The sequence below is a fragment of the Mycobacterium parascrofulaceum ATCC BAA-614 genome (genome assembly GCF_000164135.1).
Lineage (GTDB): Bacteria > Actinomycetota > Actinomycetes > Mycobacteriales > Mycobacteriaceae > Mycobacterium > Mycobacterium parascrofulaceum.
This window is the reverse complement of the sequence record NZ_GG770556.1, coordinates 19,082-41,002: the sequence shown is the minus strand read 5'-3', so window position 1 is coordinate 41,002 and position 21,921 is coordinate 19,082. Positions and strand designations below refer to the sequence as shown.

Sequence of the window (21,921 nt, the reverse complement as noted above, 5' to 3'; positions counted from 1 at the left end):
TTGGGTGGCTCGTGGCCGATGACGGATCCGCAGAGCTTTCAGACCGCGTCTGAGGAGCAGCATGCCCATGGTGTGAAGCTGATCGACACGGCGGAGGGGCTGCGTCGACAGGCCGGTGGTGTAGCCGCCGAGCAATCGGGACAGGCCATTGATGGATTTTGTGATGCACTTCGCCGCTGGGCGGGCGATCACGACGCCGCCGCTGATGAGTTCTTCGCGATGGCCCGCGCCTCAGACGAAATCTCTCGACTGTTTTACGGCCTGCGTGAGGACCTCGACCAAATCGACCTTCACGCCCACGAAGAGATCCAACAGCTCATGAAACAAGAGCAGCTGTTGGGATCGGCCGCCATGTGGGCAGAAATCAATGCCGTGGTCGCGAAAGCCCGGGCGGCCGCCACGGCGGCAGCTGCGGAGACAGCCGCGGCCATAACTACCCAGGGCCAACACATAGGCGTTAACCCCAAGCCGGACCCCGGCGGGAACGGAGCGGGTAAAGACCCGGTCGACGCCACGCTGCGCGAGATGCAAAACCACGGCTTCGGTCCTGGTGGTGGTGGGCCTGGCGGCCCACGAGCAGCCAAGCCTGCAGGATTCACCAACGTTCCAGAATCACCGGCTCCAGCACCTCCTCCTGATAACCCACCGCCTAAATTCGGCAATGCAAGAGACGGCACCGGTCCTACCGGAGACGCACCGGGTGCGCATGGAGATCCGCTCCCGGGTGCCCGGAATGCAGTCGGCGATGATCTGCCCGACCCCCACAAAAACCCGCCGAAATTCGGAACTCAACGCAATGAAGTCGCGGGAAGCCTTCCAGGAGGCCCTCTGCCTTTCACCGGTACTTCCGGCGGCTCACCGATGCCAATAGGAAATCCTGGAGGTGGGGGTGGTGTTCCGGGGTTGTCGATGCCGTCAGGGCCTAGTGGTTTGCCGGCGCAGGGGTTGTCCGGGGGTGCTGGCCTACCTGGTGCTGCGGGGTTGACGCCTCCTACGGGGGTGGCCCCGCCCGCGGCGCCGACGGATTTCTCGCGTGGTTTGGGTGCGGGGTTGGGTGCTGGTCCTGCTCCGTTGGCGCCTCCGGTGATGCCGTCTTCTGCGGCGCCGGCGAGCGCGGGGCCGGCGGGCGCGTATGCGCCGGGCCCGGCTCCGGTGGCGGCGTCTGGGGGAGCGCTGGCCGCGCCGTCGCCGGTGCCGGTGTCACCTGTGGCGCCTGCCGCGCCGGGTGGCGGTGGTGTGCCTGCGGGGCCGGCGGGGGCGTTGCCGCCGTTCGGCTCGGATGTTCCGCGTACCGCTGTGGCCGCTTCGGGTGCAGCGGTGAGTTCGGCATCGGGTGCGCCGCTGGCGCCATCAGCAGCTGGCGGCGGCTCGTCAGCTTCGCCGTCGGTGACGCCGCTGCCGCCGGGTGTGGTGGGTTCGGGGATTGGGGCCAGTGCGGGCGCTGCTAGTGAGGGGGTGCGCTCGGCGCGGCCGGATCCGTTGTTGGAGTCGACTTCTCAGCTGGTGTATCAGTTGGTGCACGCCTGCCAGAAAACGAAGCACTTTGTCATGGACTGGTGCGTGGGGGTGTTCCACACGCAGTCGGGTGTGGAGACGGTGGTGGTCAATAGTGATGGCGCGGGCTACATTCCGTCCGGGGTGTTTGTGCCGCGCTCGGTGCGGATGCTATTCGCCGATGTCACCTTGAGCCCGGGTTTTCGGGAGCGGTGGTTTAGCTGGGCCAATCCGGCCGAGACCATGTTGGCTTATGCCGAGCTGGCCACCAAGAACAATCCCGGGGTGGAGTTGTGGGCGTTGGCGGTGTCGACCAGTTATGGGGGCTCCTCGGTGCCGGCTCGCGCCGCCGGGATCGCGCAGTGTGAGGACTGCCCGGTAGATCTGTCCCCGCTGAAAGACACCGATCCCGCGATGGCGCTCGATGAGAGCCACATGCACCGGTTAGAGACGGTGGATCGAGGACTTTACGCGCGGTTGACCGGCTTTGGGGATGGCCCGCTCCCGGACCCGTCGGAGGCCTGGCGGGTGACCCAGCAGGCTGCCGAGGCGGCATTGGGTCATGCGGGTGCGGTGCGAGACCTTGCGGTACCGCCGGTGATTCGCGAGATCTTGGCGACGTTGCGCGACGGTGTGCCGGTCAAAGCTGAACGCTGGGCCGCCCTAGCGACGGCGTACTTCGAAACTGTCGGCATGGGCACAGCGTTGCGCCCGGGCCTGTTCGGCAGCGACGGGCCGGCCTCTGCACATGTGCGGGCCCTGTTCGACCTGGCGCGGTTAATCGAGATCTTGCTGCGATGGAACCTTGATGACACCACCGACGGTCCGCGCATTAAATATCCCGAAATCGCTTATGCAGCAATGCAAATCACAGATTCGGTAGGCGCATCTCGTGGGTGAGGACCACCACGGCATCCTGGCGCCACCGCTAGCGCTGGCTGCTGCAACCACCTTCGCGGCGATGGCTGCCGAGACGACGGACGTCCGGCGTTCGGGGACATCACCGTGGGGGTGGTGGCGGCGACCAGCGCGCAGCTGGAGGAGGCCGCCGAGCAGACGATCGGCGGGTGGCGGCGTTGTTGTGGGTGGGCCGTGACCGTCACGGGGTCCTGGTGCATGTGGCCAGTGCCAGCGGCCTGACCGAAGAATTTGGCTCTGGGTCCGGGGCCCACCTGTTTCGCTATGACGCGACGGGCCTGCGGGGCAGACGGATGCGGTCGATGAACGATATGCCCGCCAGTGATGCGGGCTGGCCGCAAGAAGCACTCATCGGGATCACCGATGTCATCTGCTTGGATGACACCCCGAGTGTCCTGTACAACCTGCGCGTGCATCCCGTCGGCCGACCCGACATCGTCGCGGTGGTGGAATTTTCCCAGCTCGGTGTTTACGACGATCAGCAATGACCGGCCTGGTACCCACTGTTGGGGACAATGCGTCTGAGGACCTCCGCGGGACCTGGCGCGAGCTGTTGGCCCCGTTGACGAGCAGTCCCCGGATCGCTTCGGTCGGCCAGGCGTTACTCCGCTCTTGGGCCGAGCCCACCCGGCACTACCACACCGTGACGCATCTGCGCGACGTCCTTGACGGTGTCAACCAGCTCGGGCATGCCACGGACGCGGCCGCAGTGCACCTAGCGGCGTGGTATCACGATGCGGTTTACACCGGCGGACCCGACGACGAGACCCGCAGCGCCGCACGTGCCGAATCCGAACTCGCCGACGTGGGAGTGGCTTGTGAGGTGATCGGCGAAGTGAGTCGACTGGTCCGCCTGACCGCCACCCACCGTCCTGGCGCGGGCGATCGTAACGGCGAAACGCTGTGCGACGCCGACCTGAAAATCCTGGCCTCACCTGTCCGGCGCTACGCCGCCTACACCGCGGCAATCCGCGCCGAACATCCCGACCTGTCCGATGAAGCCTTTACCGCCGGGCGCATTGAGATACTGCGCGCCTTCCTCACCACCACCACGTTGTTTCACACCCCCTACGGTCGCCAACACTGGGAACGCCCGGCTCGGGCCAACCTTGCCGGCGAACTGCACACCCTCACCCATTAAGCGCAGCGGGTGTCCGCCAAAGCGTGAGAGAATAGATGCCAGTCATTCCCATGATCCGTGCGGAAACAGAGTGCCAAAAGTAGAGGCGTTTTAGTCGTGGCTGACTCCATCAAAGTCCAACCGTCAGCACTGTTGGAAGCGGCGGAGCAGGCAACGATGCACGCTGAGACCGCGGCGGCCCCTCGTCCAGGAGTAGTGCCGATCGCCTTGCCGGGATCACCCCCCGATGCCGCGGCCGCCACCATCGCAACCGGAATGGCGACCAAGTCAGCGACACTGACCGCCGACCTCGCTCGCAAGAGCCCCCAGCTGCAGGCAGCAACCCAACAAGGCGTGGCACGCCTGCAAGGCCAAGACGAGCACAACGCCAACCAGATCCGCCAGCTCGGTCAAAACCCGCCGCGCGACACCCGACCTCATAGCGGTATCTACGCCGCCGACAACCACACCTTCAAACAAGAACCACCACCATCCCCAAAACCACCGCCGCCGGGCGACCCCAACCCCGCCAACCAGCTCAATTTGCCCAACTACAATCCGGGCACCCTCTCGCCTGACGAGGCGCGCACCGTGTATCTGCAAGGCGAACAACGCATGCGTCAACTCAACGAGCAACTCATGCAGCAGGGCGTAAGCCCGCAACAACGCGCGAAAATGATGTTCGATCTACGAAACCAGCTCCGGTCGTGGTGTCGCGACCTGATGAGTGACCGAGCACTGGCCGGCCAACTTAACGCCAATGAACCCAACCTGACACTCGATCAGCTCATCGCCAAAAATCAGGCTAAGGGGCTTGCCGGAGACGACGTCTGGAACTCAATCATCGACAGCTCCACGAGGAGCCGAGGCAGCGTGAACGCGAAATTAGGTATCGACCCTGCCCATCCTCCTGATTTACCGCCGGTGCGTCCGGCACCGGTCGAGTCCGGGCCTGTCGGACCGCCACCAGCACCCGCCCCGGCCGAGCCACCCCCGCTCGCCAAGGCGCCGCCTGTCGAGCCAGCAGCCCCTAAGCCTGTACCCCCCATGGAGGGCGGTGAAGGGCCGATGATCGGGGGACCCACCACGCCTATTGGACCTCATGTCGTTCACCCCCCGCATAGCATTCCCCACCACATCCCAATCTTGGGGGAAGACGATCCGTGGGAAAACCCCCGAGACTTCGAGTAAAAAGCAGGTACTACCCGTGTTATCGGCAGATCTCAGCGGCCAATCACTGGTTGGCATCATCGGGCTTGCCGGTCACCCACTGTGTTCGGCCCCTCATGCAGATAGCGAACGACATGTCATCCGTGCGCCGTAGAATTGATCCATGTCAAGTCGTGATGAGTCCTCCGCGATGACCGCACCCGCAATTGACGAGAATGCACAGCCTCACTGGTTCCGCACGGGGTACAAGTTTTTCCCGTACGCCGCACACGAATCCGGCCAGTGGTGGGTGCTGCGACTCAACTATGGATTTCCCGAGCACGACATGTACACCCTCTTTGTCGACGGCAGGCCTGCTGCCGACATCACCGGCAGTCCTGACCACCCCAGCGCGCTGGTCCGCAGCATCGCTTCCCTGAGCCCATACGGCCCTGCAGCCGATGAACCGTCACTTGAAGAGGACATCGCCGCGACGGTGGTAGGCCCAGTGTCACGCTATGCCAGCTATGGCAGCGAGCACGACGACCCATGCATCTTCTGTTCGGTTGATCAAGACGGAATGACCCGTATCTAACGCGGCTCCTGGCCTGCGCCTTAGCCGGCCATAGTTTCAACGCTGCTCTAAGCAGCAATTACGCCATTGGATCGGCTCGTCGCTGGTCGGGCGGAAGTGTCCTCAACGGTGGGGTTGTGGCTGTCAAGGCCTGCCGGTTGGCCCCACGTTTGAGTACGCCATCCAGATCCGAGCACTCTCCGCTATAGCTTCGCGCAGCACGCGATTTGTCGCCGGCTGGTCGGCCTCCGTATAACCGCAGGCGGAAGGTCATATCGCGGGAACCGGCCATGGACCATGTGCGATGTCTGGGTGCGCGGATTTAACGCGGATTTGCGTGCACCGTCAGGTTAGGGTGGTCAGGTGACCACTCATCGATTTGAGCGCCCGGGTGATCCTATCCGCCCGCCGAAAACCGGTGGCGGAAAGATTAAGTTAGAGGCACCCATTGTGGCGCCGGTTCCGCCGCCGCGAAGCATTTGGGGCATTGTGCTGCCGATCGGGCTGTTGTTCGGCATCGTCGGCTTGATCGTGGTGATGTACGCCTCGGGTGCACGCCAATTAGCCGGTGGTTTCGGGCTTTTCGGTGGGATGGCGGCGTTCAGCGCAATCGGCATGGTGGTGCGCAACCGGGGCGCGTCACGCAAGATGTCGTGGGGTGAGCTCACTGCGCGACGCCGTAAGTGGTTCGCATTACAGGACGACACCCGCGATATTGTTGACGTGCAGCGCAGACAGCAATGGGAGCACCGCTGCCATTTCCATTGGGCGCCAGAGGATTTGATTTCAGTTGCGGGCTCGGTCCGGATGTGGGATCGCGAACCGGGAACCGACATGTTCGCGGTGGTGCGCGTCGGTGTGGGCAAGGTGAAACTGGCGATGACGCTGGAGAAGCCTGAGATCGCCCCGGCCGCTGACCTTGAGCCGGCGACCGGGCACGCGCTGCGCAAGTTCTTGAACGCACAAGAGTATGTCGATGGTGTGCCCAAAGCGGTGTGGCTGCAACGGTTTCCCGGCATCGGGATCGTGGGCGATCTTGAGCAAGGGCGTGCGTTGGTGCGCGCGATGCTGTGCCAGCTGGCCGCGTTCCACAGCCCTGCTGATCTGGAGATCATCGTGGTCAGCGCCGCACCGACGCAATGGGATTGGGCGAAATGGCTTCCCCACATGCAGCATTCGCGGCTGCGGGATGGGTGCGGTGAGCGGCGGATGCTGTTTTCGTCGCCGGCCGAGCTGGAGGCGTTCTTCGATGAGGACCCCGCCGGTGCGCGCGAGTCGTGGTCACGCCCGTCTAGCGGGATGTCGGCTGGCGGTGCGACACCACCGCTTCGGGTGATCGTCGATGACCACTGCGCGACCCCAGAGGACTGGGAAGGACTGACCGGGGCCACCGGGTATGCCAGCACGTGCTTTATCCGTTTGGCAGAGCGTGTCCCGCCGCGCCCGAGTCGTGCGGCGGGCGTGGGCGCCACACAGTGGGTGGGATTTTCACCGGAGACGACCTACCGCATCGAGGGGGGAGTGCTGCGCAAGCAGGTGCTGCTCAGTGATCAGCAGCAGCACGCCGCGGCCATGTATGGCGCGTCGGACACCAAGTCCGACGAGCTAGAGGAAGCGTTCTACGCGCTCGCTGACCAGATGAGCGTTGACGAGGCAGAACGGTTCGCCCGGTCGATGGCGCGCTACCGCGCGCACGGCTCGACGAGCGTGACCCTGGTCAAGGATGTCGAGCAGCGCTATGTCATTGACGCGCTGGGGATTCGCGACCCGCGCCACCTTGACACCGACCGGCTGTGGGCGGCTACGCGCGCCCAAGGACCGGGGTGGATGCGGTTCCCGATTGGGGTGTACGCCGACACCGGTGAGACGGTGTGGCTGGATCTGCGTGAGGGCGCCCAAGGCGGCATGGGCATGCACGGGTTGTTCATCGGCACCACCGGGGCGGGAAAGTCGGAAGGGTTGATCACCGAGGTCGCCGCGGCGTGCCTGACGCACTCGCCGGAGGTGCTCAACATCGTGTTCACCGACTTCAAGTTGCGCTCGGCGGCGGGCATGATCGGGCGCTTCCCGCATGTGGTGGCCGCGGTGAGCAACCTGGCCGAGGAAAGCCATCTGGTGGGCCGGCTTTATGAGACGTTGGATGGCGAGCTGGATCGCCGCGGTGAGATGATCGCCGCGGTCGATGACTGCCCTGATGTGACGACATATAACCGGCGGCGGCTGGTGGATCCCACCTTGCCGCCGATCCCGGTGTTGTGGGTGATCACCGATGAGTACAACGAGGTGTTCGCCGATCCGATCTGGGGGCCGAAGTTCCGCAAGCTGTATTTGCGGATAGCGCGGGTGGGCCGCTCGCTGCATGTGTTTTTGAAGCTGGTGGGCCAGACCAAGGACACCCAGAATCTGCGGGACATCACCAAGCTGCTGGGCTACAACGTGGCTGCGCGCACCGGCACGGAGGAGGAGTCCAAAGCGGCGATCGGCGATGCCCGGGCGGCCCACATTGCGCCTCACGGCGAAGAAGGCACCGCCTATCTGCGGGTGGCGTTGCGGGAGGCACGCAAGTTCCGATACTTCTTTACGTCAGCCGATTTCGTGCCTGCGGATGAGGGTGCGGGGACCTCGACGACGCCGCACCGGGCGCCCACGGAGTTCGTGCCGCGGCTGTTCACCGTCGATGAGAGCGAGGACGTCGACGGCCGTCTCGCCCCGGAGCCTGAGCTCGCCGAGCTGGCGAATCTGCCGGCACCGCGACGCGCCCCGGAGGATGAGCCGATCAAGATGGTGACGGCGATCGCCGAGTCGTTGCAGGCCTGCCCGGAACGCCCGCCGCGGCCGATCTGGCTGCCGGTGTTGGGGGATCCGACCCCGGTCGATGAGTTGGTGGCGCGCTGGCGGGGCCGCCCCTGGTATGTCGATTACGGCAACAATCCGGGACTGTTCATGCCGGTGGCGCTGGCTGACTATCCGCGGGGGGCCCGGCAAGAGCCGTACTGCATGGATTTGCTTCGTGACAATGCGCTGATTGTGGGCGCCCCGACCCGGGGGGCGACCACCGCGCTGATGACGATGGTGACCTCGGCGGCGCTGCTGTATCACCCCGATCGGGTGCAGTTCTATTGCATCGCGGCCAGCGGCCCGCAGCTCGCGCGCGTGGGCGATCTTCCGCATGTGGGCGCGGTGGTGGCCGGCACGGACAGCGAGGGCGTCAACCGCGTCATCGCGACGGTGGAAGCGATCGTCAACGAGCGCGACAAGGCGTTCACGACACAACGCCTCGACATGGATCAGGTTCGGGCGGCCAAATTCGGCGCCGATCGGTATTCCGAGGCCGCGCCGGTCACCGACCTCCAAGCGGCAAGGTCGGTGGAGGGCGGCGATGTTGTCCTGATCATCGATGGGTGGAAGAACTTCAGCGAAACCTATACGGATCTGGCGCCGCGGGTCGCCGCGCTGATGCGAGCGCGTAACTACGGGGTGCGGGTGGTCTACACCCACACCAGCACCTTGTCGGGGATTTCTACCGGGGTAAAGACCGAGACGGGTTTGACCTTGGAGTTGAAGTTGGTCCACGAGCATGACACGACGGTGAAACGCGATCGGGCCGACCCCGAGCGCAACCCGGCGCGCGAGGTGCCGAATCGACCTGGCCGCGGGTTGACCCCTGATGGGCATCATTTGATGGTCGGTTGGCCGGCGTTGGCTCATCCGCCCAGCGAGTTTGTTGAGCCGGGCGGGTCGAGTGGCCAGCTGGAGGGAGACCAGTTGAGTGCGGTGGTTCGCCGTGTCGCCGGTGTGGCCAAGGCGGTGGCGGTGGCGCGGCTGCCGGAAAAGGTGCTCCTGAGCGACGTGTTCGCCGGCATCACCGAACCTCTTCAGCCCGGTGTGGTGGCGTTTGGTCTTGCGGAGTCGAATCTGCCGGGCGCGCCGCTGATCCCGGCAACGATCGACTTCTCCGATCATCCCCATGCGGTGGCCACCGGGTTGGCGATGTGCGGTCTGAGCAGCTGGCTGCGGGCGATGATGCTGGGCATCATGCGCTCGTATCGCTCTGATGAGGCAACGATCGTCTTGTTGGAGCATCGCCGAGCCAACATCGGTGTGGTGCCCACCGAGGACTGGCTGTCGGCGTATGCGCAGAATCCCTCCCATATCGCTAATGTCGTCAAGGCGGTGGCCGCGGAGTTGGAACGGCGTCGCCCACCAAAGGACGCCTCGCCTGAGGATTTGGCCACCAAGCGGTTCTGGCAGGGCCGGGAATTGTTTGTGATCATCGACGGGGCCACGGCGTGGCCGGGCGGCACGAGTCCCTTGATGCCGTTGGCGCAATATGTGGCCGAGGCCGAGGATTTGGGGTTGCACATTGTGGCCACCGCCGACATCGCGCAATTCAGTTTTCATGCCCAATCCGGGCAAGGTGTGTTGGGCAAGGTGATGAATATGACGCCACCGGTGTTGGTGATGAACGGGGTGCGCCAACACGGCCAGGTCCTTCCTGGGGTGTATGCCGAGCCTCAGCGTGAGGGCAAGGGCCGCCTGGCTCGCCGCGCGGGCGTCCAGAACGTGCTCGTGGGGTGGTCGGAGCCGCCGTTTGTGGGCAGACGTCGTTGAGGTCCGAACGGACCGCGAGCCAGCCCGAACCAACCCAGGTAACTGTTGCCGCGCGACGATGTCGACTGATATGAATGGCGTGGGCGCCCTGCGTGGGCGTGCGCGGTGCGCCGGTCGCTCACCCGCGTTTCAGCCGCGCCTTAATGGACGTCATCGTGGGAAACGCCGCTTTATTCACGGTGACTGCCCAGCGGGGTGGAAACCCGCCCCAGGTTTGCTATTTCGCGATGCCGCGCCACAGTTCGGTGGACGTGCTGGCCTCCCGGTTTGGGGGCATTTACGTTCGGGGGCGGTTGTCCGCCCTGCGCGGTAACATTTGCGCTAAGCGTGTCCGGGCGGGGCGTAACTTGGATACGCACGACCATTTCTTTGGGGAGGCTGGATTATGACGAGTCCCATGCTCATCTCGGCTCCGGTATTGGCCGGGGCCTCAGCCGCAGAGGAATCCGGCGCCGCCACCATGGGCGGGACCATGGCCGGTGCCGCGGGCCCGGTGACGGCGGTTTTGCCGCCGGGGGGCGAGGACGCCTCGGCCGCCGCGGCGGCAGGTTTCGCCGCCCATGGCGCTATGACCGACGCGATGCTCACTCAGCTGACTCTCGTGCGCTCGCTGTTCGCGCAGACCATCGCCGCCAGCGGCGCGGCCTACACCGCGATGGACGCGGTGAACGAGGCGTCGCTGGTCATCTAGCCAGCTTTCCGGGGAGGGACGCGATGAGCGAGTTCGGGGACGCCGCAGCCGTCGCGCCGGAGATCAATCACACCCTGATGATCGCCGGGGACCTGGGGGCAAGCCTGGTGGAGGCGGCCGCGGGCTACGAGTCGGTCGCCGACATGCTGATTGCCGAACTGACGGCAATGGGGTTGACCACCTCGACCACCGCGATGGTGGGATGGCAGGGCCCTGGCGGTGAAATGATGGAAATGAGCGCCGCCGAATTCATGGCTGTGTGCGCGGCCGCGTCGGCGTGGATTCGCATCGGCCAGATTCAGGCGGCCGAGGTTGCGGCCGCCCACACCGCCGCGGTGGAGAACATGATCCCCGCCCAGGTGTGCCTGACCAATAGAACCACCCAGGCGGGTTTGGTCGGCACGAACTGGTTCGGCCAAAACACCCCGGGCATCATCGCCTTGGATGCGCAGTATTACGGCCATTTTTGGGTGACGAACGCGCTCAACCGCACGTATTACGGGGCCACGGTGTCGTCGGCACTGGCGGCGATCAGCGAGCCCAACCCGCTTTCACCCACGGCCGCCAACCCGTTGGGCCCTGCGCTCGGTGTCGCCCAGGACGCGGGGCAGACCGGGGGGCAAACCGCGTTTCAGGCGAGTGCGAAGACGATGACGACCGCAGCAGACCAAACCTCGCAGCAGCCCACATCGATCATGACGTCGATGGCCAGCCAGGCTGGCGGCCTGTTCGGGCAGGTGGGCTCGACGTTCGGCCAGTTCACCTCGGCTGGCCAGCAGCTCCCGTCGATGTTAGGGCAAGCGCCGCAGATGTTTTCGGGCATGCTGGGCCCTTTGAGTTCGATGAATGGTCTGAACGGCGCGGCTGCGGGCGGGCTGGGACCTGAGGCCGCCGCGGCGGGCGCCTCGATGGGCGGCATGGGCGCCGCCGGCGGCGGCGGTGGCGGACTGTTGAGCGGTTCGTCTGCGCTGTCAAGCACATTCGTCCGTCCGGCCAGCAGCTTCAGCACCCCGACCGCACCGACACTGCCGGGCGGTTGGCAGGGCTCCGCGCAGACGGCGTCCGAATCGGGGGCCCGGCCCGCCGGCGTCGGCGGCGGTGGGCTCTACGGCGCCCCCGGCGGCCGTGGGTCGTGAGACCGCCACCGCCGAGCAGCAACGCCCAGGCCGCACGATGCAGGTCACGGGGCGGCCCGGATCGAGTAGGGGGGAGCGGCAACGAGTCTGACGAAAAAGCGTCTGAGACCCCCTCTGCGGGCTTTTAGACTCAAAATCACCAGAGACGGCACAACATCTGTTGCAAGGAGAATTTAGATGTCACAACCCATTCACGTCGATCAGGCTTCGGTCAACAGCCTGTCGCGCCAGATGGACGACCTGTCCAGCCAGGCTCAGGATGTTCTGCACCGCTATTCCGAAAGTGTGAACCATGCCCACTCGGCCCAGTACCTGCGGGGCAGCGCCGGCACCACCAACCTGGTGACCGCCGAAGAGATCGCCGAGGCGCAGCGAAAGATTCATAACCGTTTCATGGCGGTCAACGAGATGCTGCGCAGTGGCGGCGCCACGTACCACAACAGCGACCAGGAGGCCCAGCAGCACATCGCATCGGTGGCGGGCCACCTGCGGTTCACCTGATCACCAGTCCCACATACGTTTTCAGCCACACAGAGCATAGGAGTTCATGATGACCGAAGGACCAATGATCTACCACCCGGCTGGTCTGGCCGATACGACCGCCAGCATGCACAGCTTCGCGCAGGAGCTGGAGACAATCCGCGAACAGGCCCAGAACTTGCTGGCGTCTTCGCGGGACTACTTCTCGGGGCCTCACGGTGCTGAGAGCTACGCGCAGGCCCAGCAGCTGATCAACGAGGGCATCCAGGACGGCAAAGACGTCATCTTTCGACATGGCGACGTGATCGATCAGGCGTCGATGGCTTTCCAGGCGGCTGACAGCACCGTCGGTCAGGGCTTCCAGTCCATCTAAGTCGGGGCCGTTCGCGCAACTGATTGAGGGGGGCCAGCTTCGGCGGCCCCCCTCATGCGCGTTGATTGACAATCGGGGGTGATGGCCGTGTTGAACGCGTCGGTCGAATGCGTGTGGGTCTTGCAAGCGCTCTTGGGCGTCGAGAGTATGCCGATTAGCCTGCGGCTCAAACCCTATATCCCCGCGGCGCATTCAGATTTCATCGTTGAAACGGACGCCGGAAAGGTTCCGCTGACCGGCACGGCGCAATACCAGAGCCTGGTGCAGGCGGGCGTGATCGATGCGAACGGCCGGGTCGACGACGCGGTGCGCGACTGGATGACGGTCTTGGGCCGCGCTGAGCGCGAGGTGGTGCTTACGATCCGCCGGCCGGATCAGCCTGCGACGCACGACAGCGGCGCAACCGTCCATGAGCGCGTGATGGTGGTGTGCCGTTACGGCCGCTATTTGGCGATGGCGGCGCGAGACGGCGAGGAGATGGTGATCGGCGGGGTCGGGGAAACCGATGAGCCCACCCGCCAGGTTGAGCTGATGTGCCAGATGCTGGTGCCGGCCTTCGGGGATCACCCGCCGGCCGATATTGAAGGCATCAACGTGCCCAAGGACATGATGCAAATGGCCATCGATGCTGCCGGCCACACGCCTGAAGGGATGGCGGGGGCGCTGCGCCGCCTTGGGCTGGGCCCGTGGGAGGTGGAGGTGGTGCAAGCGGCCGCCACCTTGGATCAGTCAGCCATGGCGGTGGTGGCCGTCATCGATCATTGCCCCGACGTGCGCCCGCATCCGCGGGTGTTGACGGTGGCCGATACGGAGTACGGGCGACTGAGTTTCACCACCACGACCGGCGCTGACGGCAAGGAATGGATGAGCATTTGGCCCACCACGGCGTCGGGTCTACGCGACGATCTGGCCAACCTGTTGTCGGCTCCCCAGCTGGTCTGACCAGGCGGGTGAACCGATGTCTTGGGGCAGGCAATTAGCGCAGATATCGTGCGATGAGCGCCGTAAGGTTGGCTCATGGCCCTAAACCTCACGTCGCGATTACAGGTGACGGCGCACTACTTTTGGAATCGGCGCAACGCGGCCGCATTGAGCCACCACGGGGTGCGCTTGGATTACGACCCCGAGCAACGCCGCATCGCGGCTCTGGTCTTGGGCTATACGCTGATCATCGTCATGATCGGGTTGGCCGCCCTGATGGCCTATATCAAACCCGCTGGCCAGGTAGGCAACTCGCAAATCTTGGCCGACCGCGACACCGGCGCGATCTACGTCATGGTCGACCACCGGCTGCACCCGGCCCTGAATTTGGTGAGCGCACGGCTGATTGCGGGAGAAGACGCCAATCCGACGTTCGTCAAAGCCGCCGAGCTGGCCAAGTACCCGCAAGGTCCGATCGTCGGGATCGTCGGAGCGCCAACGCAAATGCCCGTGCGCACCGGCCTGGAATCACAATGGGCGGTGTGCGACAGCGCCCCCACCGCGACGGCCACCAAGTCCGCGGGGCAGGCGCCCGTGGTGACCACGATCGCTGGGCCGCTGACCGGCCGGCGCTCGGCGCCACTGACGATGCCGAACGCGGTGCTGGCCCGCCACGACGATAAGACGATCGTGATCTGGGACGGGCACCGCTCCGAAATCGACGTCACCAACAAGTCGGTGGCTCTGGCGCTGGGGGTGGATTCCTCGTCGCCACAACCGATTCCCATGTCGACAGCGCTCTACGACGCGATCCCGGCCACCGATCCGCTGATCATTCCCACCATTCCCAACGCCGGCCAACCCTCACCATGGGATCTTGGCCGGCCCGCGCCGATCGGCTCGGTCTTGTCAGTCCACGACGTTCAGCAATCCGGCGATCAGCTATTTGTGTTGCTACCCAACGGGATCCAGCACATTTCGCCGTTCGTGGCATCGCTGCTGCGCTCAGCGAACTCGTTCGGCGACCTGGGCCCGGTGGTGGTGTCCCCCGACCGGCTGGCTGCTGTGCCGGTGGTCGAATCGCTGCCGGTGTCCTACTACCCCCCGACCCGGCTGCACCTGGTGGACACCAGCATCAACGGCACCACCTGCCTGGCATGGTCGAAAGGCTCCACTGACAAGGCCGCCAAGGTGACCGTCCTGTCCGGGCAGGGGCTGCCCACCCCGCCAGAGTCCGATGACCGGCTGGTGCATCTGGTCAAAGACGCGCGCTCGAGCGGCGCGACGGCCCAGGCCGAGGCCGACCAGGTCTACATCGCCCCTGACGCAACAAATTTGGTGATGACCACCAATGCCGACCCGGTGTCAGTGAGCCGCGATTCACTGTGGTGGGTGTCCGATCAGGGGATCCGCTATGGCATCGAGCTCGACGACTCAGCTTTGAAGCCACTGCACATCACCACCGCATCTGCGCGTCAAGCGCCGTGGGTGCTCATCCGTACGTTTGCGCCCGGCCCCGCACTCTCGCGCGCTGACGCCCTGACCCAGCATGACACCCTGACACCGGTAGCAGGCGCCGAGACACTGCCCACCAAGGCCCCCTGACCACCGCTAATGCCCGAAATCCAGGCCATCGCAACTAGCGCGGATATTGTGCATTTCCGCTGATAGGATACGAATCATGACCGAGCGCCCAGAGCCCGAATTCGACGAGAACGCAGCGCGGCCGGAGCCTCCCGGCGACACGACGGCCAGCCCGGCCGACCCGCACCCTGAACGCCCTGGGACCCCGCCGGCCAGCCCACCCGAACCGCCCGCCGCCGGCTCGGGGGTGTCACCACAACGCGCTGAGGGTCCCCGCTTCGATTGGCCCGACCGACCCCACGCCGGCCAGCCCGAGGAGCCCACCAACCCCGTTGACTCTCCCTTCGCGCCCCCCTCCGGCGCATCGCGCGCCGAGGGGTCCCTGGGCGGGCCGCCCAGGCCGATCCGGCCGATCCCGGGTGCCAGCGCATTTCGCTGGCCCGATCGCCCCACTGAGAGTGACGACGACGTTGACAGCGCAAGGCTGACGCGCCTGCCCTCCGAAGAAGTGACGTCGGTGGTCGATCTGTCCAAGACGAACGCCTGGGAGGCGTTGCAGCGCCGCCGCGGCGACGTGGCCCCACCCCCACCAGCGGGGGCACCCGCTTGGCGAGTCCAAAACGACCGCTACGGCCCCCCACCGGCGCTGCCCGCCCAGCAGCAGCCCTACAGCCCACCGGAGTTCCATCACCAGCACCCGCTGCCCGCGCCTGCTCCTGGGGGCGAGCAGGCGCCCATCCCGCACTGGCAGCAGCCGCCCGCCCAGACCGAGACCGCCGCTGCCGACGACGCCCACGGCTGGTCGCAGGCTCAAGGCTCGGGCCCCCGGTACAACTACACGGACAACATCCGCAGCAGTGAGCTGTTGCCTTCCAAGCGCATCCCGCCGACGCGAGGCTGGCGCAAAGTGCTCTACCGGGGCACCTTCAAACTCATTAACCCCGGCCAATCCCGAGATGAGCGCGAGCAAGACGACCTGCAAAGGCAGATCCAGTCCCTGCTGCGCGGCAAGTACAAGATCGGCGTCCTCGGCAAGGGCGGAGTAGGGAAGAGCACCATCTCCGCCAGCGTGGGTTCGGTGTTTGCCGATCTGCGCAAAGAGGACCGGGTGGTCGCCATCGACGCCGACACCGCTTTCGGCAAGCTCGCCAGCCGCATCGACCCCGATGTCTCGGGCTCGTATTGGGAATTGGCCGCCGACCAACATCTCGACAGCTTCGCCGACATCCGAGGGCGACTGGGCAGCAACAAAGCAGGCCTGTATGTCCTGGGCGGCGAATCAGCCACGGCGCGCCGCCGCGTCTTGGACAGTGCGATCTATCAGGCCGCGACCTATCAACTCGACAGGCATTTCACCCTGTCCATCGTCGACTGCGGCTCGACGCTGGATTCGCCGGTCACCCGGGCCGTCCTCAACGATCTCGACGCCCTGATCGTGGTGTCCTCGCCGTGGTGGGACGGCGCGTCGGCGGCCGGCCAGACCATGGAGTGGCTGGCTAACGAGGGGTACACGAGCCTGCTTAACCGAACCGTGGTGGTACTCAACGACTCTGATGGCCACTCACCGAAACGCGATCGTGCGCTGCTGGTGGAACGGTTCAGCAAGGGCGGCCAGAAGGTCATCGAGCTGCCCTTCGACGAACACCTGCGTCCTGGCGGGGTGATCGACCTCGTCGAGGACGTCAATCGCAACACCTACCGGGCCCTGCTGAAGGTAGCCGCGGCCTGCGCCGAGCATTTCGCCGCCACGACCGACGCGCCGAGGGGAACTCGTCAATGACCGCCACCGCTGACAAACCCGCGGCCACTGCGGCTGAGACACTGGTCCCGCCGTCGAGCCGGGTGTCACTGCTGGTGGGAGACAACCAAATTGACTTGCTCTTGCCCGCGGCGGTGCCGCTGGCCAAGCTGGTCGAGCCCACCCGTGACACCATCAATCGGCGGCTCAAGTCGATCGGGGCTAAGGAGCTGCCGGGCGGGGCGTTCGTGTTCGCCCGGGCGGCGGGCATGACCATGCTGTCAGGGAAGCTGTCACTGGCGGCTCAAGGAGTCAATGACGCTGAGCTACTGGCGTTTATCCCCGCGGCCTCCGCCCAGCGCTATGAACCCAACATCGAAAATGTCAGCGCGGCGATCGCGAAGTGGGCCAAACAACATTTCCCGGCGGTGACCGCGCTAGATGCCGCCCGGGTGGCTGTGGCGCTGAGTTTGGTCGCGCTCAGCGCCGCCGCGCTGCTGGTGTGGCGGCTGCGCTGGGCGAGTGCGGGCGGCTGGCTGGCGCCGACCATTTTCGGGGTGACCGCGCTCGTGGTTGCCGGCGCCGCGGTGCTGGCCTCCCGCCTGGGCGCCGACCGGTTCATTACCGCCGCGACCAGCTGGGCCGTGATCGCTGCGCTGGTCGCTACCGGCGCGACCACCCCGCCCGGGGCCCACCCTGGCGCCCCGCATGCGGTCCTGGCCACGGGTGTGGCACTGATTGCCGCCGCAGCGCTAGGCAAGCTCACCGGCCGCTACTGGGTGGCGGTCACCACGATGGTGACCGTCTCGGCGGCGGGACTCGGCTGTGCGGCCACACGGATGTTTTTCGCCGTACCCGGCCAGCGCATCGCTGTCGTGGTGCTGGTCGGGGTGTTGACGGTGTCGTTGGCGGCGCCGGGGATTGGGCGGCGGCTCGCGCGCGTGCCACGCCAAAGCTTCGAATCCATCACCGGCAAGGACATGTATGAGCGATCCCCCCACGACCCCGAGGACACCATTTCCCCGGTTGCTGACAGCCCACGCGATGTCACGTTGACCGGTGAGCAGGTCGGCGAAGTCGCCCTGCGGTCCAACCGGGTGCTGATGGGGCTGCTGCTGGGCACGGCGCTGACCCAGATCGCGGCGTCATGGGCCGCGATCCATCCCGGGGTGGGCACGCAGTGGACCTTTGTCGCTGTCAGCTCTTGCATCGCGTTGATCACCGTGCTGCGCGCCCGCGCCTTCCGGGATCGCCGCCACGCCATCACCTTGGTCGTCGGTGCCGCGTTGTCGCTGTTTGCCATCCCCACCCATTACGGGTTGGCGGCTAACCCGGGGTCCACGGCTGCGGTGTTGACTGCCGCCGGCGCGGTGGTGGGCATCGCGCTGGCAGCGCTGCTGGCCGGGGCGATCGTCCCCACCCACATGTTCTCCGAACCGGTGCGCGAAATCGTCGAGTATGCCGAGTATGTCGCCACCACCGTGGTCGTGGTGTTCGCCGCATGGACTATCGACCTCATTCAATTCGTGAGGTATCACTGATGGGCGTCAAAGCCGCCGCCTCAGCTGCCGCTGCGGCAGCGTTGTTGGCCGCAAATGTGGTCGCGGCGCCGACCGCGCTGGCGATCGCACCACCGGTGATCGACCCCGGGGCGCTGCCGCCGGTGGAAACCCCGGGGCCGACCGAAGAGATGCGCCAAAGCGAGGCGTGCATCTTGCCGGTGGTCATCGCCGATCCCAACGTTGCTCAGCCCGCGCCGGGCAACGTAATGCTCAATGTGACCCAGGCGTGGCAGTATTCCACCGGCGCGGGGGTGACGGTGGCGATCGTCGACACCGGTGTGACCCCGAATCCACGATTCCCCGCGTTGTTTGCCGGCGGCGACTACGTGCAGGGACTACCCAACGGCGGACTCACCGACTGTGACAACCACGGCTCCTTTGTGGCCAGCATCATCGGCGCCGCGCCGGCCAACCCCGCTGACCGGCCTGCACCGAAACCGGCCGGCGTGGGTGCACCCGCCGCGCCTCCGCCGGTGCCTGCCAATCCGGCGCCTCCGCCGCCGACACCCAAACCACCGCCGCCCTCGACGGTCACGGTGACCGCGCCGCCGCCACCGCCCCCGCCCCCACCGGGAGGTGATGCCCCCGCCGACGGCACGGGCGGGCCCAACGCGGGGCAACCACTGGTGGCCGGGCCCCCTCCGACTGGTCCCGATGGGGTGGTGGGTGTGGCCCCTGATGCCACACTGATTTCGATCCGGCAAGCCTCGGCGGCGTTCTCTCCAGCCCATCCCACCCCGGAAGAACAAGATCTGCACCGCAAAGCGGGCGACGTGCTTTCGCTGGCCAAAGCGATTCGCACCGCGGCTGATCGCGGCGCAAAGGTGATCAACGTGTCGTTGGCGTCGTGCACCAACGCCGCAGCACCGGTCAACCAGGACCCCCTCGGGGCGGCCGTACGCTATGCCGCGGTCGACAAAGACGCGGTGATCGTGGCGGCCGCCGGCAACCGCAACGACCCGATGCAACGTGACTGCGGCCAAAACCCGGTCTTCAACCCACTCAACGTCGACGATCCGCGCGACTGGGCCGGAGTGCGCACCATCGTGAGCCCGGCCTGGTTCTCCGATTACGTACTAGCCGTGGCCGCTGTCACCCCCGAGGGCCAGCCCATGCCTGATTCGATCAATGGGCCCTGGGTGGGAGTCGCCGCGCCCGGTTCGCGCATCATGGGGTTGTCCAGCGTCAACGGGGCAGCGGTGAATGCCTCACCGGGCAATGACCCGGGAACCGGGAACGGGGTGTGGGGCACCAGCTTTTCGGCGGCCTACGTCGCCGGGGTCGCCGCCCTGGTCCGCGCCAAGTATCCGAATCTTACTGCCCACCAAGTGATTCGCCGCATCATGGAAACCGCCCACAATCCCGCACACACCGTGGACAACCAGGTCGGCCACGGGGTGGTCGATCCGGTGGCCGCCTTGACTTTCGATATCCCCGCCGGAGACCCCAAACCGGTCGAGCACCTCAGTACGGCTTTGCACGTGCCACCCAAACCGCCGGCGCCGGATCTGCGGCCACGCAACGTGGCGCTGCTCGGCCTCGGCGCGGCGGTGTTGGCAACTGGAGCGCTATTCGCGGTGCTCGCTATCCGGCGGAGGATGTCGTGAAAGCCCGACCGGTCACCGTTCATCCCGCCTTGGGCGCTGTCTTGGGGGCCGAGGTGATCGGGATCGCTGCCTTCGCGACGCTGCCGACCTATCGCTACGGGTGGTGGCCGGCAACGGCGATCACCGTGGTCGCGCTGATTCTGTTGGCGGTCACGGTGCACCGGCGCAACGCCGCGATCTGGGTGCGTGACCGCTCGCGCTGGCTGCGCGGCCGTCGGCACACCACCGCAGCGGGAGCTGCGGTCGATATCAGCCACGGCGGCGGTGTCTACGGAGTGCGCACGGCCGACAATGAGGCCGTCACGATGATCGAAGTCGACGGGCGCGCGTATTCACCGACATACCTGCGCGGCTCAACGCTGTCGTTGACCGACAACCTGCTGCCGCTCAACGTCGTGATGGGCCTCATGGAGCAGCCCGGCGGTCTGCATCTGGGTGTCGACATCGTCAGCGCAGGCTATCGGGTGCGCCCAGGCACCGGCTATCCGCACCTCTACAGCACGCTGTTGGCCGATCGGGGCGCTGCCGGGCAACGAAGCACTCATTTGATCGTGCGCCTGGACATCACTGAGTCGGTGCGAGGGTTGATGTATCGCCGCTCGATCGGCTCTGCGGCCGCAGCCGCCACCGAGCGGATCGTCAAAGCCCTTGAGCAGGAAGGCTGTCGGGCCCGCGCGCTGAGCGCCCAAGAACAAGACGCCATGCTCGACAAGCTCAGCATGGGGCTGGCCCGTCCACCCGAGCGTCCTGTGGTTGTCGACGACGCTGAGGACAGTGAGGACCTTGAGACCGCCATGACCGCTACCTCAGCGCCACTCATCGCGGTGGGCAGCCGGCATCGGCGCAACGGGCGCGCTGAAGCGGCATCACCTCGCGCGCAAGTGGTTCGCCCGACGGCTGAGGTTGGCTGGAAATCCATCAACGCCAAACCGGGCTATGTGACGTCGTATTACTTTTCGCCCGAAGACATCACGACCGAGTCGTTCAACCAGATGTGGTCGCTACGCTCCGATGACCTCGTGCACGTGATGATGCTGCGCAAGAAGCCTGGCGGCCCGGTGGCGGTGTCTGCGCTGGTGCGTACCAACGACCCACGCCCGCCCGAGCAGCCCCCGACCCTGTTCCTAAATCCCTTGCCGGGCAGCCAGTACGACGCGGCGCTGCGGGCAGCACCGACCAGCCAACCCGCATCGGATTTGCCTGTGCGGGTGTTGAGCGGGCCTGAGGACTTGCAGTTGCCGGTCGGCCCGACCGGAATCTTGGTGGGTGCAGCGCTGCGCGATGACAAAGCGGCGTGGCCACCGATCCAGCGCGACGATCTGGTGATGTGGACGCTGACCGACCCCGCACAGCCCACCCGCATCGTGATGGATACGTCGGATTTCTACGTGCGCCAGCTGCTGATCCGGGCAGCCGCCGCAGGTGAACGCATCGCCATCTATTCTCGAGAGCCCGACCGCTGGTATTCGGTATCGCAAACCAATATTGCGGTGGTCGAAGCCCGCCGCCCGGCTGAATTTGTGCCCACCATGATCGTCAACGACCGCGCGACCATCGCACCGCAGGCCGGCCTGTCCTCGACGGTGATCACCGTGGGGCGCAGCCCCGCAGACGCCATGGTGCCCGATATCCGGTTCGACCAGACCTCGCAGTCGACGGTGCGCATCACCACGGCGACGCGGGCTGTCGATGTGTCCATGGTGGTGTTCCGCCAAGAACAAACCTGGACCGGCAGCGACTAACGGGCGCGGTGCCCGCCCGGCCGGCCGGCCCTTGACCACATCACCAGAATCCGCTGACTGCAAATGGCGTCCTGCATGCCGTGCGCAGGACTTAACCTTGGAGGTATGGCTGTGCAGGACACCGTGATTTCGTTGGACGCAGTGCGACAGCGCCACGGCGCGGCGGGTTCGTCGGGTCTGTTCACCATCAAGGAAGTGAGCCAGGCCTGCGGTCTGCCGGG

The 21,921-nt window shown here is 65.9% G+C and carries 18 protein-coding genes; 16 read left to right on the top strand and 2 right to left on the bottom strand.

Annotation, left to right across the window (positions count from 1 at the left end):
* Together HMPREF0591_RS33490 and HMPREF0591_RS33485 are read right to left on the bottom strand one after the other, a co-directional pair.
* Window positions 1-192 (bottom strand): hypothetical protein (locus HMPREF0591_RS33490; protein WP_208857788.1); only part of this gene is annotated, 192 nt, incomplete at its 3' end.
* A gap of 39 nt (window positions 193-231) precedes the next feature.
* The gene (locus tag HMPREF0591_RS33485; RefSeq protein ID WP_040623437.1) at window positions 232-537 is read right to left on the bottom strand and encodes a hypothetical protein; all 306 of its coding nucleotides are present in this window, start codon (window positions 535-537) and stop codon (window positions 232-234) included.
* Window positions 538-1,386: 849 nt separating this feature from the next.
* Between HMPREF0591_RS33485 and HMPREF0591_RS33480 the strand changes: the two genes are divergently transcribed.
* From HMPREF0591_RS33480 to eccE, 16 genes are all read left to right on the top strand, one after another.
* Entirely contained in the window at window positions 1,387-2,394 is a 1,008-nt protein-coding gene (locus HMPREF0591_RS33480) for a hypothetical protein (protein ID WP_208857787.1), read from the top strand.
* Window positions 2,395-2,561: 167 nt separating this feature from the next.
* Window positions 2,562-2,900 carry a DUF7161 family protein gene (locus HMPREF0591_RS20135; protein WP_007170457.1) on the top strand — a complete coding sequence of 113 codons (339 nt, stop codon included), beginning with the start codon at window positions 2,562-2,564 and terminating at the stop codon, window positions 2,898-2,900.
* Window positions 2,901-3,055: 155 nt separating this feature from the next.
* On the top strand, window positions 3,056-3,553 hold the full coding sequence (locus HMPREF0591_RS20130; protein ID WP_244269001.1) for an HD domain-containing protein: 498 nt from the start codon (window positions 3,056-3,058) through the stop codon (window positions 3,551-3,553).
* 96 nt (window positions 3,554-3,649) lie between these two features.
* The gene (locus tag HMPREF0591_RS32425; RefSeq protein ID WP_157137523.1) at window positions 3,650-4,723 is read left to right on the top strand and encodes a hypothetical protein; all 1,074 of its coding nucleotides are present in this window, start codon (window positions 3,650-3,652) and stop codon (window positions 4,721-4,723) included.
* Between the two features lie 142 nt (window positions 4,724-4,865).
* Window positions 4,866-5,276, top strand: coding sequence for a hypothetical protein (locus HMPREF0591_RS20120; RefSeq protein WP_050790091.1), 411 nt, complete (start codon window positions 4,866-4,868; stop codon window positions 5,274-5,276).
* Window positions 5,277-5,618: 342 nt separating this feature from the next.
* Window positions 5,619-9,866, top strand: coding sequence for a type VII secretion protein EccC (locus tag HMPREF0591_RS20115; protein WP_007170453.1), 4,248 nt, complete (start codon window positions 5,619-5,621; stop codon window positions 9,864-9,866).
* A gap of 385 nt (window positions 9,867-10,251) precedes the next feature.
* Window positions 10,252-10,557: a PE domain-containing protein gene (locus tag HMPREF0591_RS20110; protein ID WP_007170452.1), complete on the top strand. Its 306-nt coding sequence runs from the start codon at window positions 10,252-10,254 to the stop codon at window positions 10,555-10,557.
* 23 nt (window positions 10,558-10,580) lie between these two features.
* Entirely contained in the window at window positions 10,581-11,693 is a 1,113-nt protein-coding gene (locus HMPREF0591_RS20105; protein WP_007170451.1) for a PPE domain-containing protein, read from the top strand.
* A 177-nt stretch (window positions 11,694-11,870) separates the two neighbouring features.
* A complete protein-coding gene (locus HMPREF0591_RS20100) occupies window positions 11,871-12,194 on the top strand; it encodes a type VII secretion target (RefSeq protein ID WP_007170450.1) in 324 nt (107 codons plus the stop codon).
* Between the two features lie 49 nt (window positions 12,195-12,243).
* Window positions 12,244-12,546, top strand: a complete 303-nt coding sequence (locus tag HMPREF0591_RS20095) for a WXG100 family type VII secretion target (protein ID WP_157137522.1) — start codon at window positions 12,244-12,246, stop codon at window positions 12,544-12,546.
* A gap of 81 nt (window positions 12,547-12,627) precedes the next feature.
* A complete protein-coding gene (locus HMPREF0591_RS20090) occupies window positions 12,628-13,488 on the top strand; it encodes an ESX secretion-associated protein EspG (protein WP_007170448.1) in 861 nt (286 codons plus the stop codon).
* Between the two features lie 75 nt (window positions 13,489-13,563).
* Window positions 13,564-15,072, top strand: coding sequence for a type VII secretion protein EccB (gene eccB / locus HMPREF0591_RS20085; protein WP_007170447.1), 1,509 nt, complete (start codon window positions 13,564-13,566; stop codon window positions 15,070-15,072).
* Between the two features lie 76 nt (window positions 15,073-15,148).
* The gene (locus HMPREF0591_RS20080) at window positions 15,149-16,831 is read left to right on the top strand and encodes a MinD/ParA family ATP-binding protein (RefSeq protein WP_083802031.1); all 1,683 of its coding nucleotides are present in this window, start codon (window positions 15,149-15,151) and stop codon (window positions 16,829-16,831) included.
* Window positions 16,828-18,330: a type VII secretion integral membrane protein EccD gene (gene eccD, locus HMPREF0591_RS20075; RefSeq protein ID WP_007170445.1), complete on the top strand. Its 1,503-nt coding sequence runs from the start codon at window positions 16,828-16,830 to the stop codon at window positions 18,328-18,330. The genes HMPREF0591_RS20080 and eccD overlap by 4 nt, the downstream gene beginning before the upstream one ends.
* The gene (gene mycP / locus HMPREF0591_RS20070; protein WP_007170444.1) at window positions 18,330-19,958 is read left to right on the top strand and encodes a type VII secretion-associated serine protease mycosin; all 1,629 of its coding nucleotides are present in this window, start codon (window positions 18,330-18,332) and stop codon (window positions 19,956-19,958) included. The genes eccD and mycP overlap by 1 nt, the downstream gene beginning before the upstream one ends.
* Window positions 19,955-21,700, top strand: coding sequence for a type VII secretion protein EccE (eccE, locus tag HMPREF0591_RS20065; RefSeq protein WP_007170443.1), 1,746 nt, complete (start codon window positions 19,955-19,957; stop codon window positions 21,698-21,700). The genes mycP and eccE overlap by 4 nt, the downstream gene beginning before the upstream one ends.
* Window positions 21,701-21,921 lie beyond the last annotated feature (221 nt).